Source organism: Paenibacillus sp. FSL M7-1414 (genome assembly GCF_038003195.1).
Classification (GTDB): domain Bacteria; phylum Bacillota; class Bacilli; order Paenibacillales; family Paenibacillaceae; genus Paenibacillus; species Paenibacillus amylolyticus.
The window spans coordinates 3,049,994-3,066,462 of record NZ_JBBOOS010000001.1 but is presented as its reverse complement, the minus strand read 5'-3'; the positions used below and the strand labels follow the sequence as shown (position 1 = coordinate 3,066,462).

Genomic DNA, 16,469 nt, shown 5'->3' with positions numbered 1-16,469 from the left:
CTCTCACGTAATACTTAATAATCCCATTTTGTTGCTTCAAAATCAGCTGTGCCTCCGCGTGCAAAGAAACGAATGTCCACGCTATCCCGGCTTGGGAAAATGCGGCTGGTAAAGACCTCTTCCCCATCGTTCACAAAGATCTCGACGGAAGATGCATCTACGAACAGATGGAACTTAATCACATCTGAAGTAAGCGTGCACTGTCTTACAACTCCATTCTGTTCTGCCAACTTGGCACCAGACATCGTCCGATCCAAGACAACTTTCTGCTGAATTCGATCATACAGAAGAATCGTCTTTTCAGTTCCATTTGCCCGTACTTCGATGCCTACAATCTCTGCTTCTACATGGCTTATCTCACATATCAGCTCATAGGCAATCCCATTAAAACCAGTGAAAGATCGACTCTCATTGTCAATTGTTGCGCGAATATGTGTCCCTTCCTCCTGCTGACGTAATTGGACCATCTCTGCAACCGGTTGTTGAATTAACTTGCCGTCACGGAGTGACAATTGCCGAGGGATGGTCAGGCAATGAGCCCAGCCACTATCGTCTGTCGGATATTCCAGATCGGGAAGTCCCATCCAACCAACCAGAATACGTCTTCCGTCCGGGCCCTGCATGGTCTGCGGAGCATAGAAGTCGAATCCACGATCCAACTCCTGAAATTCACCATGTTTGAACTCTCTCGTCTGGAGATTGAGCGGCTCACCGATCAGATAACCAGATTGAAAAATATTTTGATAATGATCTCCCGCTGCATCTAAGCCTTGCGGGGAAAAGACAAGTACACCTTTCCCGTCCATCTCCATATAATCCGGGCACTCCCACATGTAACCAAAGGAGGTTAATTGCGTACGAATTTCACCAAGAAACTCCCAGTTGTTCAGATCAATGGAGCGATACAGCACTGTACATCCTGTCTCGTCTGTTCTCTGCGCACCAATTACACAATAATACGTGTCTCCTTGTTGCCACACCTTGGGATCTCTGAAGTGTTCCGTGTACCCTTCTGGCACAGACGAGATCACTGGATCATTCAGTTTGGTTACTGAACCGCTTTCATCCATAACTGCCAAGCATTGATACGGATGTCTGACCCAATCCTCATCCCTTGTATTGCCTGTGTACAGCAAATGCAGCTTGCCGTCTTTTTCAATCGCACTGCCGGAATAAGCTCCGTGTGAGTCATACCTGCCACCCGGTTCGATTCCAATCCCGACATTTTCCCAGTTCACCAGATTCTTCGAGCGGGTATGATACCAGTATTTCATGCCATGTTCTGTCCCAAGTGGAAACCACTGATAGAACAGATGATAATAGCCTTGATAATATGCAAAGCCGTTAGGATCATTAAGTAGACCTGTTATCGGCTGAATGTGATAACTTTGTCTCCAAGGACATACGGATATCTGTGCTTCAAGCTTCGCAATCTCTCCAGGCTCCGCTTGCTCAATTCGTCTGTAGCGTTGCTCTCTAGTCATTTTCATAGCTGTTCTCCATTCTTGCTTATATAAGTTAGACCAAGAAATTTCACACTGGGACTACGATGGCAGAACAATCCTCCGATCGCTGTTATCCCCAGATTTCCTGATCCCTTTTCTAAAGGGTGAAATCCGGTGCTAAAGGCGAACACTACGTTTCTTCAGATTTTTTCTGCCCTCTCCGTAAATGTTTATTTCTTATTTAACTTATACGAAAATCAAATATAGGAACCGGTTCCATTGGGCACAAAAAAATAATTCCATATGGCATTAGTGCCTGCCCGTGTTCGCATATCCGCATTAGATATTCACAATGGAACCGGTTCGATGGAATTATCATAAAGGATGTTTTTATAATTTGTCAACGCTTTCTCGAGGAATTAGTTCTACGTCGAGTGTTGTTCGTTCCTCCACCGACTCGCCTTTGACCAGACGAATAATATGATTCGCCGCTACTTTGCCCGCCTGCAAATAATGATATTTCACAGTCGTCAGCGTGGGGTGAATCATCTCCGTAATATCATATCCGCCAAATCCGGTAACAGACAAATCTTGCGGTATGCGGATTTTATTGGAGAATGCAATCTTCATCACACCCAGTGCGATATTATCCGTGGCCCCCACGATGATCGTTGGTGTGGTCTCTTTCAGTATGGCTTCAGCGGTAACGATGGCTTCAGACATCTTAAAGCTTGTCTCATAATACTTCACTTCACATCCACCACACTCGGCGATTGCTCGCTGGAACCCTTGTTTACGATAGATTCCTACCGCCCGATCCTTCTCGCTAACCCCCATATACACGATCTTGCGGTGACCCTGTTCGACGACATATCTGCCCATCTCATAACCTGCCTGATCATCATTGTGAACCAGACTGTGCAGTTGCTCATGCTGCTGCCCTACCAATAACACCGGAATCCGTATATCCTCAACGGCCTTCAGATGTGCTTCGGTCACTTCAGCAGCCAGCAGAATAATACCCGATACCTTCTGTCGTGCAAAATCATAGATGGCATCAATCTCGCGTTGCATATCCTGACTTGTATTTGCGATCAGCATCTGATACTGATTACTCCGCAGTTCTTCATCAATTCCGATCAATGTCTGTGATGTTGCAAAAGAATCAAGACGTGGCACAACCGTACCGATGATACTGGTCTTCTTAGCCTTCAGACTCTGTGCAAATGTATTGGGAACATAGTTGTATTGTTTGATAATACGCTCAATCTTCTGGCGTGTATCCTCACTAACCGATCCGCCATTCAGGAAGCGAGAGACCGTGCTTTTTGCCACACCTGCCATCTGAGCGATATCAGAAATCGTTTTATTCATAAAGACTCCTCTTATTTCTATTAGCTAGTTTACCTTTTATTATACTTCGAATTGCAAACCCGTGGCGAATTTGATTCAACTCCATTTATCGTACATCTATTGTACATTCCCAATGTAATAGCAAAAGCCCGATGGCAATGTAACGTTCATACCGAAGTATGATCCGACATTCATCAGGCTGTTAAACTTCCATATAGACATTTGCACAGATCATTAGGGCAAGGATAATCCCTATCCCTGCTGACTCAGACCTCAATAATAATTGGCAAGATCATAGGTCTTCGCTTCGTTTGAGCGTAAATATAGTGACCAATCTCATCTTTCAGCTTTCTTTTGATCACATTCCACTGATTCACCCCAGCCCCGGTCAACTCATCCATCCGGTTTAGAACCAGCTCATGGATCTCATGCATGAATTCTTCCGAATCCTTAACAAATACAAACCCTCGGGAGATAATTTCGGGTGACGTGACCATCTGTTTTTCCGTTTTGCTCAGTGTAGTCACGATCACCAGCATGCCATCGGAGGACAGTTGTCTGCGGTCGCGAAGTACAATATTGCCGACATCACCCATGATCAGACCATCTACGAGACTATTTCCTGATGCAACTTTGGGACCTAACGAAGCAATGCCGTCTTTGTACTGGACCATATCCCCATTATTCACGATAAACACATGATCACGCTCTATACCTACGGATTCAGCAAGCAGTCTGTGTTGATACAACATGCGAAACTCACCGTGGATCGGAATCAGATAATCCGGTTTCATCAGAGTAAGCATCAATTTGAGTTCTTCCTGACTGCCGTGTCCGGAGACATGCATTCCTGCTGCACCACTTGAACCATATATCACACGTGCTCCGAGAACATACAGGTTATCAATTACATGTGCAAGATTTCGTTCATTGCCCGGAATGGCTCCGGCAGCAATAATGACCGTGTCCCCGGCGTTAATTCTTACGTGAGGATGTTTACCGGATGCCAAACGTGACAATGCTGCCATCGCTTCTCCCTGGCTACCGGTACATAACACAACGACTTGTTCTGGTGGAAACTGATCCGAATCGATAGCTTCAATCAACAATCCGTCAGGAACTTGCAAATACCCCAATTCACTGGCCACCGATACCACATTCACCATACTTCTGCCCAACAGTGCCAGTTTGCGCCCCGTCTCGAATGCTGCATTCACAATCTGCTGTACCCTGCTGACATTCGACGCAAAGGTCGAGATGAATACTTTTTGTTTTGCACGGATAAAGGCATCCAGAATGTGATCCCCCACAACACGCTCGGAAGGTGTAAATCCGGGTCTTTCTGCATTGGTACTCTCGGAGAGCAAAATATGGACACCCTGTTTGCCAATCTCGGCCATGCGGTGCAGATCTGGGAAAGGTCCATGTACAGGCGACATATCAAATTTGAAATCTCCGGTATGCACGACATTGCCTGCTGGAGTCTGAAAAAAGATACCAAGACAATCCGGTATACTATGACTGGTTGCAAAAAAGGAAACCTCGATCCCTCCCAGCGTAATGCTGGAATGAGCATCGATCGTATGCAATTCGGCCTTGCGCAGCAACCCATGCTCTTTCAGTTTAAGTTCGATCAGCCCACGAGTGAGCCTGGATGCATACACCGGGATGTTCATTTGTTTTAACAAATAGGGAATGCCACCAATGTGATCTTCATGTCCATGGGTAACCACAAGACCCCTTACTTTATCCAGATTCTCCAGCAGATACGTTACATCCGGGATGATCAGATCAATACCAGGCAATGTCTCATCGGGAAACTTCGAACCACAGTCAATCACGATGATGTCCTGATTGTACTGGATGAAATACATATTCTTCCCTATTTCATTCACGCCGCCAAGTGCAGCGATATACAGTTTGTTGTGGGCTAGATTCAACTCTATTATTCCTCCTCTGCGTGGCAATCGTATACGATACGGATCTATATTCCTAGTATGGAAGCAATCGCCTCAGTTATGCATTTCAGCGTGATTATGCCAAAAAACCACCATGGAATTTTCATTCCGTAGTGGTTTATAACGAAAAATAAATGCGGTTACACCAATGATTTATCACGCTGTAGCAATACGTCTTGTTCATAGGTTTTGATATCAGTGATCCACTTTTCACGAACTGGAACGCCTTGCTGAGCACAATAGTAGTCCCAGATCGCGCCAAACGGATAGGATTTGAACTCTTCCGTTAAGGCAAGGCGCAGCGTGTAATCCCCTTCCAATTCGGCTTGTTTCAAGGCATCCACTGGTTCGAGCATCGCACGCAGAAGGGCTTTGATCGTGTTGCGAGTTCCCACAACCCATGCAGCTACACGGTTAATGCTTGCATCAAAGAAATCCAATCCAATATGTGTGGTCGCAAGCAGATCATGTCGAACCAGTTCACGGGCAATTTCCAGCAGCTCATCGTCCATGATTACCACATGGTCACTGTCCCAGCGCATCGGGCGGCTTACGTGAAGCAGAATGCCACTTGTAAACAAAGACAAGGACGACAGTTTATTGGAAATAACCTCTGTAGGATGGAAATGACCCGCATCCAGGCAGATTAACGTATCATTTTGCAAACCGTAACCCATATAGAATTCATGAGAACCCACCACATATGCTTCCGAACCCAGACCAAACAGCTTACTCTCTACCGCGTCCAGGTTGTGCTCTGGGTTAAGTGGTTCGCAGAATACTTCATCCAGCGATTCTTTGAGACGTTTGCGTGGTGTCAACCGGTCAACCGGATTATCTTTGAATCCGTCCGGTACCCATACATTGGTTACACAAGTCTGACCAAGCTGTTCCCCGAAATAAGCACCAATCCGGCGGGATGCCTTGCAGTGATCAATCCAGAACTTGCGAATTTCAGGATCTGGATGACTGAGCGTGAACCCGTCACTTGATTTTTCATGGGAAAAACATGTTGGGTTGAAGTCCAGACCGAGTCCTTGTTCTTTCGCCCATTTCACCCAGTTCTCATAATGCTTTGGCTCAATCTGATCCAGTTCAACCTGCTCGTCAGTATCCGTGTAGATCGCGTGCAGATTGACCTTATGTTTGCCAGGAATCAGAGCAAAAGCTTGCTCCAGATCGTTACGAAGTTCTGCCGGGGTTGTCGCAGCGCCCGGATATTGACCTGTAACGGAAATACCACCTGTTAACTCCCCATCTTTATTCAGAAAACCTTTGACATCGTCGCCTTGCCAGCAGTGTACGGATACTTTGATCTCCGCGAGTTTGTTCAGTACCACGTCCGTATCAATTCCGTGCTGGGCATACAATGCCTTGGCTGCTTCATACGCTTGCTTGACTTGGTTATCCATCCGCAAGAACCCTCCTATTTTAACGTGTAAATGCTGCCGGTACACCGCCATCAATGGTCATCATGCAACCGGTTGTTTTTTCGGATTTCGAAGAAGCAAAAAATGCAATTCCTTCTGCAATATCTCTTGGATAGATATTCACGAGCAATGTCGTCCGTTTGCGATAATACTCTTCCAATTGATCCGGTTCAATTCCGTATGCCGCTGCACGTTCGTTTCTCCAGGAACCGTTCCAGATTGCTGAACCCTGTAGAATGGCATCCGGAAGAATCGTGTTGACACGAATGCCATACTCTCCACCTTCTGCTGCGATACAGCGTGCCAGATGCGCTTCCAGCGCTTTCGCTGAACTGTAAGCAGAAGCACTTTTACCTGCATACACCGAGTTCTTGGAACCGATAAATACCATGCTTCCCCCAATGCCCTGTTGTTTCATCAGCTTGAAGGCTTCACGAGCCACGAGGAAATACCCTGTGCCCAGTACATTCATGTTCAGGTTCCATTCTTTCAGGGAAGTTTCGTCAAATGGGCTGGATGTGGCCAATCCTGCATTGTTCACGATGATATCCACTCCGCCATATTGCACCGCAACATCAGCATAAGCAGATTGAACAGCTTCCTCATCGGTCACGTCCATTTTCAGCGCATAAGCACGATTCGCACCGTACTGATCATTAATTTCCTGTGCTACCTTCTGTGCGCCCTCCAGGTTGAGATCAGCAAGCACCACATGTGCGCCTTCAGATACCAATCTGCGTGCCGTTTCACTTCCGATCCCGCCTGCGCCGCCTGTAATAAACGCCACTTTACGGGAGAACTCGGTTTCTGCTGGAGCCAAAGACAATTTGTACAATTCCAGCGGCCAGTACTCCACATTGTAAGATTCATTTGCACTGAGTGATACGAATTGACCTAGGCTAGTAGCTCCACGCATAACGGCGATGGCTCTGTGATACAACGCTCCGCTTACTTGGGAAAGCGCCCAGCTCTTGCCTGTATTGATCATGCCCACACCTGGAATGAGGATAACGCGTGGTGCCGCTTCGAACATGACATCACCTTCGTTTTTATTGTTCTCAAAATACTGTTGATATTGCTCTTTGTAGGCCGCGACACCTTCTACCAGCTTGGCTTTTAAGCCTTCGATATCTTCCGCATCCGGTGTCCAATCAATGAACAGAGGTACCACTTTGGTATGTACCAGATGATCCGGGCAAGCTGCACCCACCTGAGACAATTCCGGGGAATCTGCTCCACCCACAAAAGCAAGTACGTCCTCTTGATCATCAAAGGACAAAATCATTTTTTTGCTATCCGATACCGCTCCACGAATCGTTGGCATCACACGTGATACGATCTGACGACGAACATCAGCGGCCAGTGCCGGGTGTTTCACACCGCCGAACAAACTTTCTTCGTTCACTCGTGCTTCGATGAATGAGTCTGCTTCATTGATAATCTTGATGGTCTGAGCGTAACATTCCTCGGATGTTTCTCCCCAAGTGACAAGTCCGTGTTTTTCCATCAGTACGAGTTCGGCATTGGGATTCGAGAATACGCTTTCAGCAATCATTTTAGATAACGTAAACCCTGGGCGTACATAAGGTACCCATACAAAACGATCACCGTAGATCTCTCTCGCCAATTCCTTGCCGTTATGTGCACAGCACAAGCTGATAATCGCATCCGGGTGTGTATGATCAACATGTTTATATGGAAGGAACGCATGCAGAAGAGTCTCGATAGAGGCACGTGGGTGCTTGGCATCAATCATGCAATGTCCCAGATATTCAACCATCTCTTCATCCGACATGGATTCACGTTCAATTAATGGTCGAATGTCTTCGAGCCCAAGTCCGGTAAAATGTTTCGCTTCCATGGAACCCAGATCAGAGCCGCTTCCCTTCACATACATTACTTCTACATCACGACCACGAAAATCCTTCACTGTCGTTTTGGTAGACGTATTACCACCGTAGATGTTACATACACTGCGATCAGTCCCAATCAGATTGGATCGGTAAACCAACTGCTCAAGTCCTGTTGTTTTCTCAGATGCCTGCGATGCATTCCATAAACTCTGTACCATTTGTTTCCCTCCGATAATGTTTGTTTTATTCCTAATCCGAGTTTAACATCTTTGTTTTATTTTGAAAACAAAATATTTTAAAACCAAACGGAAATATTCAAAAGTCATTATAGATTGAGCTATTTTATTAGAAAAACACCCTGACGTAACCGTCAGAGTGTTCCTGTTTCAACGGCGGATTAGAAAATCCCCGCTTTTTGAGAAGTGTTTTTAATACCATAGGTATCATTAACTACGGTGTTGCCAAAACTCGTTAAGCTTCCGTTCGGACCTGTGGCCATGTCCAGATAGTTCAGACCGGAGCTGTTTCCGTACCAAGACCAGGCAAGCCAGCCTACCCCTTTTTCCTGACCATATCTCATAATAGCATACTCGTCCACATCACCGTTTGTGTGATATCCCCCGAATTCACCAATGATCAGAGCCAATCCTTTGTTCAGCACATTCTCCATATTGGCTTTGACCGTTGCAGCATCTTTGCCAGCATACTCATACATATGAATGGAGAAGACGGTATTTTTCTGAGAATCGGCTGCAAATACACTTTGTCCATAATCCACGATGGATTGAGGGAACTGTCCCCATCCGGCTGCATCTACAATTAGCGTATTTTTAATTCCCGCATTTCGGAGTTTCGGTATGGCTTTTTTGTAACCATCAGCCCACGCACTTCCATTCCACGTTCCATACCATTCATTGGCGATGTTGACGATGACCCGATCTTCTTTGCCAATCAAAGCTTCCTTAATACTAATCCAATAGTTCACCGCCGCATCCAACGAATTATAATCATCTTTCCCTGTGGCGTCATGGACCTCGAGTACAGCTATCATTTTATTTTGGTTAACCACATTAATAATATTTTTAACAGCGTTCAGATCATCTTTGGTGTACAGGCTACCATTCGAAAGAACTATGCGTACCGTATTGGCACCTGTTTTGGCGATTGCAGGGATAGCGGTATTCAAATCATTTTTGAACCAGGAATGTCCGTGATTAACACCTCTCATGACAAAAGCCTTGCCTGTGGAATCATACAACTTGTTACCGCTTACATAAAAACCTGTAGCAGCAGATGCTTTGGGTGCTGCACTCCCTAATACCATGAACATGAGAGCAGCAATAACCGTAAAGATTGTACACTTTTTCAGATTAACCATTCGTTTGGAACCTCCTGTATTTGTTTTTTTTTATTTCAATTAACCCTGCTCTAGGCAAGAAGTTAACTAAAATCGTTGGTAATAGAAGTTTTTTTGTTATTAAATAAATAACAATTAACTTTATCTAATTTACGTTAATTAGTTTAAATAAACTTTATCGTTAAGGTTATGAAGTTATAATAAATTGAAAACGCTTACCAGTCAAGATCTTTTTACCATGATTAGGAATCATTTGTTTTTACATAACACAGCAAAAAAGGCTCTCTCCCCTCACAATCGTTCGGAGAAAGAACCCTCTGTATTATTAACGAAAGTTAACTCTGGTTTAAGTCTTGTTTATCTGTTGTTTAACTCCTGATTTGACTAAGCATCTTCCCTAACACCCGTCAGTACCAACCCAACCCGATACTGTGGTCTCACACGAATCTCATTAAACTTTCCAATCTCCACGCCCTCAAACCGCTCCACATAAGCCTGATTCACATAACTCTCAGTCGTCCCTTTTCGAATTGGGGTTATAGACAGACGAAGCGTCTGATCAGCCAACAAATGACGGGATTGCTTCAAACCAAGCATCCAGCTGCGTCCATAGTGAATATGATCCGTTAACATCTGATGATGAATATGTGCAGTTGCAACGTCTCCTTCATAATCAATCTCAATCCACACGTCATCTACTTGTTCCGGCCACGCTGTGTCCAATCTCAGTGTTGCTGCATACTCTTTCGGATAATCAACCTCTACAGCAGGCTCGTAAGGCGAAACTTGGAATGTATACGTACCGAATATTCCCGGCTTCGACTGGGATGACACAGCATATTTCGAAGCTGAAACATGCTCTGGAGCCGGATAAAAGGATACCTCCATCTCTGGTTGCTCCACAGATGTACATAGGAGCATCTCATTCTGTACATACAGATGACTGCTGCTAATTACAAGCCTTTCTTCTCCGCCCACACGGAAACGGTAGGCATGTAATGCCTCTTCACGGGTCAATGTAATGATTCGTATGATTATACCGTCCGATGTTGTGATTCGCAGATGATGGTCCTTGCCAACAATCGGATGTATCACAACTTCATTCCCCTGCTCTGATACTGTACCTTCGGGCATATCCACATTTGTAACAGATGTTGCATCAACAACATACTCAGGCGCCATACCTTCATGGGCATAAAAGACAGCCGTAAGCTCCTGATTTACCATGAATCGGGTCAGTGGCTGAACGGTAGCACTAATGATCTTCATTCCATTCAGATTCATATGGAAAGGCAGAATGGCCGCCATGCCGGATTTCAGCCGCATCGTTCCTTCTCTGGGATAAGAAGCAGTCCCTTTGCTGGTATGCAGCTCCAATTGGATATCACGATCAGGCATCGCAACATGATCCTGATAATTATTCATGAACAGAAATCCAGAACCATCTTGTTGCCGAACAGACCAACGCAGATCCAACGTGTTCTCCGGGGTTATAGATTGTTGACCATCCGGTATAACACAGCCCATTGGTGCAAGCAACTCACCGTATGCTTCCAGGAACATGGACAAGCTTCGAATGCGGTCATACGATTCACCAACACGCCCAAATTCTCCGAGTGGCGATTGGTAATCATACGTCATTTTCGGCAATGCCTGCTCGTTCATATATGAATTTTTGCCTATCGGATTGGTCCCTCCGTGATACATATAATACCCAACCAGATTGCTGCCGTTCGCAAGTTTCACAATGGTCATCGCCTCGACACTGTCCGCATCAACAACCGGACGAGCGTGATAACTGACCTGCATGCCTCCAGCAAGCTCGCAATACGCAGCAGGGTACTCCAGACTGTCATAATCCACTTCTTCCACAGGATTCATATGCAGATCCCGGAATAAATACTCCCGGCTTGGAGGCTGATTGGGAATCCATGGTGTGTACGCATACCCCGCTAGCATCGGTAATGTTCCTTCTTCAGGCACCGCAGCATTACCCCAGGCCGTGGCAGTATAGAACATCGGCTTCATACCGACTTCTTCGGCAATATGGCGAAGCATCTTCAGATGTTCTCGCCCGTCCCGGCCGGAGGTAATGTATTTTTCGCGGGTATATCCCCAGGCATCCATGGGTGCGCCAGCGTGCATATACTCATTTTCCAACTGTACCCCGATAACAGGGCCACCCTCCTGATAAAAGCAGCCGTTGAGCTGACGGGCAATCTCCCGATATAATCGCTTAGCGTAATACAGATATCCTTCATCGTTCGACCTGACTTCGAATGGATAACTGAATAACCAATCCGGCATTCCACCATTACGCACTTCCCCATGACAGAATGGACCAATTCGTACGATCAGAGGCAGCTCATGTTTGCCACACAGATCCACAAAGTGCCGCAAATTCAGATTTCCTGACCAATTAAATTCGCCTTCCTGCTCCTCGTGAAAATTCCAGAAAACATAGGAAGCGACAATGCTCACCCCGCCTGCCTTCATCTTCAGTAATTCTTCTTCCCACTGCAAGTAAGCGAATCTGGAGAAATGAAACTCACCTACCACGGGAATATGGGGTTTAGCATTACGAGTCATATAATAGTTGGTAAAATCATACGATTCCCCTCGAGGGCTTTTGCCGCCACTGCCAGTCATGCGACCCGCACGAATCTCTTTATCTTCCGCATCCAATAGGAAACGAATCTGGCTACCTGCTATAGTATCATTCATGGATTATATAACTCCTTCGATATAAATGGGATGTGTTGAAACGATTATCAATTATCGATGGATGATTGCCCCTTGATGATTCGGGTTTTTCTCCAATACCCGCTCCAACTCAAGTTTGGCTTCACTTGTCCGCCCCAGCCCCAGAAGACCCAATGCCCGCATATACCGGCAATGTTCTTCATTTCGCTGATCTAGATCGTCGTCGAATACCAGAAAATCGGGCAGAGATACCGCAAAATAATCCATTCGGATATGATCATGCATATGTCTTTCCGCATAGTCAATGAGTTTGTTAAAGCGTCGGTTTGCTTCCTTCACATTACCAAGTTTCTGCCAGGCCAGACCCTGATAATAGATGGATTCCGGCGGTTGATCATTATAAAACATCGCGCTTGCCGGTTCATTCAAACCGATGGATGCTTTGTGGAAACTTTCCTCTGCCGCCTGATTACTCTTCAGTTGCTGGTAGGCACAGCCAAGATAAAAGTAAACTGGGTTGTCTCCGGCTCCCTCCAATTTACCTTCACCTAAGTTCTCCGGGTAAACCAAAGCCTTCTTCAACAATTCCATTGCTAGTTCAGGTTGTTGTTTCTCCAGATTTCGCTTTGCCAGTTCCGTCAGTGCCGTAACATATTGTCCTGTTACCTTGCCTTCTCCACCCTCCCATGGATGAAACCGCCGGGTCTGAAGGGCATTCCATGCTTCTTGATGACTACCTTGCATATTCAGTAAAGTCACCCACTCGATATACAGATCATCACGGTGGTGAACCAACTCCATATGTTGTTCCAGCAATTTGATTCGATGCTCGCAGGAATACCCTATCTTCTTGTGCAATTGATCCAACTCGTAGAAGATTCGGGCATCCTGTGAATCCAACCGGAAAGCTTCCTCTAATGATTCCAGTGCAAGATCGGGGCGATTCAGCTTGTTATAATAAGCCAGTCCCAGATTCCGATGTACAGTCGAATATTCAGCATCCACCTCGCGTGAAGTTTCCCAATGGGTGATTGCTTCCTCGTAGCGTTTATGATCATATAACCAATTTCCCAGGTAATATTGAGCACGCGCATCATTCGAATCCACTGCCATTGCATCCTGAAGCACCATGAATTCAAATAACGTATTAGGAAAACAGTAATCCGTTGGAGCAGCTTTCCCCTGCTTTTGACATTCCCGGGCCTGCTCCACATCCCCCAGCTGACGATACAAGTAAGCCTGAGCATAACCAACCATAGGATACGGCTGTGCAATTTCGGATTCAACATAAGAGAGTACCGTCAGTGCTTCTTCCAACAATCCACAATCCGCGTAGTCTGCGGCTAGATTCAGATAATTATAAACGTCTCCTCGCATCAGACGATGGAAATGCTCACGTGTTTGCCCCGCTTGTTCTCTCTCTGAAGGTGCAGTTGCTCCGCTGTAGATCAGGACTAATTCATGTGCAGCTCCAAATTCAACCGGGTCCAGTGCCAATGTTTCACGCGCATATTGAATGGCCTGTTTATTTTGATCCAATCTACGTAACAGAGCCACCTTCAGATGGCGAGCCTTATAATTTCTGGTATTACGAATCAGCGAACGTTCGATGTGAGCCAACGCTTCGATGTCCCGATGTAACGCCGTATCGATCTGAGCAAGCATGTAATAACCCGTATCCTGATACTGTGCAGACCATACGGCTTTATACAGTGCTGCGTAGGCTTCTCCCTGTTTCCCCTGTAATTTCAAACTCAGACCGAGTTGGTAAGATGCTTCACTATCATACGGATTCGTATTTTTCCATGTCAGCGATTGAACGGCCTGTCTGAAATGCTTCTCTGCATCTTGAAACAACCCTCTACGCAGCAGCAATGTGCCATACGCTATGTTTAGACGAATATCCGTTGCATCACGCTTCAAACCTTCCAGATAATAAGGTTCCGGTTCATACGTGGCATGCCGATATTGTTCCAAATGAAGGCCCGCCAGATATAGTTGTTCATTCGTACGAATCTCGGATGGTAGCGGGAGTGGTGTGGCCGGGTCTGGGACTTCCTGAATCTCAGAAGGTTCAGGTTGATAGGCTACAAGTACTTTTCCTTCCGCAGTTCGAACACTTAACTTCACCTGATGCCATTCATCTTGTCCGCTCCACGGGAATGAAGATTTATATAGTTCCGTAGGTGAGATATTACATCTCTCATGGAGATATACCGTGGTTGATCCTATCACTTCAACGGTCACTTGTTCAAAAACCGACGTCGCATATACCATCACGGTTACCATTCCGGTCGTTTCGTCCATTTCCAGATTAACCGCTGCATCAATCGTTGCATTTTTGACCATACCAATTCCTTTATACGGCATAAAATACTGCGAGAATGATTTCGCTTCATAGGGCTGTAACCACGTAAAATCAGGCTGATTATCGGTATAGATCCCGGTCATTAATTCAATATAAGGTCCATCCTCGTCCGTTAACTGACGATCCCAGGCTTGCCCGAATTCCCCGTTCCCCCAGGTCCATTGCTTCTTGCCCGGAGAAATATGATGATTGGCTACATGCAACAAACCTGCCTGAATCCCATGGTCATAACCCCCTACAAAATTATAATCCGACTTATACGCCATATAGGATGTTGGAACCGGTATGTTTTTGTATCGCGAGATATCCACACCTTCGGAATAGTCCATCTTGTAATAGGTGCCGGTTGCGATGGGAAAGCGGGATACGTCCCGTTTTCCATGGTCCAGCACAGCCGTTACATCAGGTGGAAACACGGATTGCGTATGATCGTTGACAGCTACAGCCGGGTTGGCCCACCATAGAAAAGTTTGAGGTGCGCTGGTACGATTGTATACCTCAGCATGGATTTCAAGATAGGCTTTGCCGGGATGTAATGTGAAGCCAGCGGTCATTTTGGTACCATACATGCGGTCAATCTCACCCACCCACACGGTAGCGCTTCCATCTTGATTACTGCCAAATGTATAATCGACTGGACCAAACGTGTTGGGCCGATGATGCTGTGGCCAGTTGAATTCAATTCCTCCGGAAAGCCATGGCCCTGCCAGACCCACGAGCGCAGGTTTAATCACCCGGTTATAATATACAAAATCGTAGTTGTTGGTCCGATCCAGCGCACGATAGATCCGTCCACCCAGTTCGGGCATCATCTCGATACGTACATATTCATTTTCGAGAATAACTAATCGATACGACTTCATTTTGGCCTCATCTTCAATGCTGTCGATCACGGGATGCGGGTACACCTTACCCGAACTCCCCTGGTAGATTCTCTTTTCAAGAAACATCGGATTTTTGTCCGGTTTACCTGTACCATAGGTTGGAATATGTCTGGTTTCTTCCCATATGCGAACATTTGATTTCGCTGTCACGTGATTCAATTCGCTCACTCCTCGGCCTCGTATATATTGTGATCATACGCTCCGACATGCAGGAAGAACATTGACATTAAGCGGTTCTTGATGGACGATCTTCGGATTCCCCCATAACCAAAGAGAGTACCGATCCACTGAATAATGCAGTGAAAGGTACTCTCTGATCGTTCTTGATTAACTTATCTGCGACGTGCAAAATCCACAAATCTGAACTTGTCCGGTCTGTGCCTTGACTCCGTATACTGAAATTGACTGGCATCCTCCAGGTACACCTGGCTCCTCACCACAACCACATTGTGGAAACCTCTAAGGTCAAGCAGTTCCCTGTCCTCGGCGGTGGGTTCTTCCACCAAAATCTCTTTTTTGGCAAACGAAATGGAAAGCCCGAGCTCTTGCTCAATGTACTGATAGATGGAATCATTACAGATCTCTTTGCTGAGCCCAGGAACAAGCCGCTGGCTAATGTAATCTTTGTCCAGTATGACCTGCTCTCCATCCACTTTGCGCACACGTCTGATCTCCCAGACCTGTTCATTCAGACCAAAGTTAATCTTCTTGTGCAACGCCTGATCGACCTGTTGCTCCTCAAAAACCTTCACATACGTTTGAGCACGATGTCCCATTTTTTTGGCTAATTCCTTGAAACTAACCAGACCTGAGATGGGAAAATCGATCTTGCGTATGTCCAGTACAATCGAGCCCTTGCCTTGAATCTTCTGAATGTAACCTTCTTCGTACAACATTTTCAATGCTTTGCGAATAGTCTCTCGAGACGTTTGATAACTTTCCGATAGATCCAGTTCCGATTGAAGTAATGTCCCTGCCTCAATCTCTCCGGTCCGAATACGATCTGCAATATCTTCATATATCCGGATAAATTTATTATTCATTATTCATCACCATTGTTCATTACCCTTTTTTTATCATATTGGCAACTATTATAACATTAAAAACCAATCAAGCGG

9 protein-coding genes are annotated in these 16,469 nt (G+C 45.7%); all 9 read right to left on the bottom strand.

What is annotated here, in order from left to right; all coding sequences use genetic code 11:
* Window positions 1-14 precede the first annotated feature (14 nt).
* A complete protein-coding gene (locus tag MHH92_RS13410) occupies window positions 15-1,490 on the bottom strand; it encodes a glycoside hydrolase family 32 protein (protein ID WP_340904197.1) in 1,476 nt (491 codons plus the stop codon).
* A gap of 345 nt (window positions 1,491-1,835) precedes the next feature.
* Window positions 1,836-2,819 carry a LacI family DNA-binding transcriptional regulator gene (locus tag MHH92_RS13405; RefSeq protein ID WP_036608469.1) on the bottom strand — a complete coding sequence of 328 codons (984 nt, stop codon included), beginning with the start codon at window positions 2,817-2,819 and terminating at the stop codon, window positions 1,836-1,838.
* 245 nt (window positions 2,820-3,064) lie between these two features.
* Window positions 3,065-4,738 carry a ribonuclease J gene (locus MHH92_RS13400; protein WP_340904194.1) on the bottom strand — a complete coding sequence of 558 codons (1,674 nt, stop codon included), beginning with the start codon at window positions 4,736-4,738 and terminating at the stop codon, window positions 3,065-3,067.
* 158 nt (window positions 4,739-4,896) lie between these two features.
* On the bottom strand, window positions 4,897-6,168 hold the full coding sequence (gene rhaA / locus MHH92_RS13395) for an L-rhamnose isomerase (RefSeq protein ID WP_340904192.1): 1,272 nt from the start codon (window positions 6,166-6,168) through the stop codon (window positions 4,897-4,899).
* 19 nt (window positions 6,169-6,187) lie between these two features.
* Window positions 6,188-8,257 carry a bifunctional aldolase/short-chain dehydrogenase gene (locus tag MHH92_RS13390; RefSeq protein WP_340904190.1) on the bottom strand — a complete coding sequence of 690 codons (2,070 nt, stop codon included), beginning with the start codon at window positions 8,255-8,257 and terminating at the stop codon, window positions 6,188-6,190.
* A gap of 179 nt (window positions 8,258-8,436) precedes the next feature.
* On the bottom strand, window positions 8,437-9,369 hold the full coding sequence (locus MHH92_RS13385; RefSeq protein ID WP_370739085.1) for a glycoside hydrolase family 5 protein: 933 nt from the start codon (window positions 9,367-9,369) through the stop codon (window positions 8,437-8,439).
* A 411-nt stretch (window positions 9,370-9,780) separates the two neighbouring features.
* Window positions 9,781-12,120, bottom strand: a complete 2,340-nt coding sequence (locus MHH92_RS13380) for a beta-galactosidase (protein WP_340904185.1) — start codon at window positions 12,118-12,120, stop codon at window positions 9,781-9,783.
* Between the two features lie 51 nt (window positions 12,121-12,171).
* Window positions 12,172-15,510 carry a DUF5107 domain-containing protein gene (locus MHH92_RS13375; RefSeq protein WP_340904183.1) on the bottom strand — a complete coding sequence of 1,113 codons (3,339 nt, stop codon included), beginning with the start codon at window positions 15,508-15,510 and terminating at the stop codon, window positions 12,172-12,174.
* A 173-nt stretch (window positions 15,511-15,683) separates the two neighbouring features.
* A complete protein-coding gene (gene treR / locus MHH92_RS13370; protein WP_340904181.1) occupies window positions 15,684-16,394 on the bottom strand; it encodes a trehalose operon repressor in 711 nt (236 codons plus the stop codon).
* Window positions 16,395-16,469 lie beyond the last annotated feature (75 nt).

What these genes read in the sequence shown, in the direction of transcription:
- MHH92_RS13390 (WP_340904190.1), bottom strand. Translation starts at nt 8,257, where the DNA reads ATGGTACAGAGTTTATGGAATGCATCGCAGGCATCTGAGAAAACAACA.
- MHH92_RS13385 (WP_370739085.1), bottom strand. Translation starts at nt 9,369, where the DNA reads ATGTTCATGGTATTAGGGAGTGCAGCACCCAAAGCATCTGCTGCTACA.
- MHH92_RS13405 (WP_036608469.1), bottom strand. Translation starts at nt 2,819, where the DNA reads ATGAATAAAACGATTTCTGATATCGCTCAGATGGCAGGTGTGGCAAAA.
- rhaA (WP_340904192.1), bottom strand. Translation starts at nt 6,168, where the DNA reads ATGGATAACCAAGTCAAGCAAGCGTATGAAGCAGCCAAGGCATTGTAT.
- MHH92_RS13410 (WP_340904197.1), bottom strand. Translation starts at nt 1,490, where the DNA reads ATGAAAATGACTAGAGAGCAACGCTACAGACGAATTGAGCAAGCGGAG.
- treR (WP_340904181.1), bottom strand. Translation starts at nt 16,394, where the DNA reads ATGAATAATAAATTTATCCGGATATATGAAGATATTGCAGATCGTATT.
- MHH92_RS13380 (WP_340904185.1), bottom strand. Translation starts at nt 12,120, where the DNA reads ATGAATGATACTATAGCAGGTAGCCAGATTCGTTTCCTATTGGATGCG.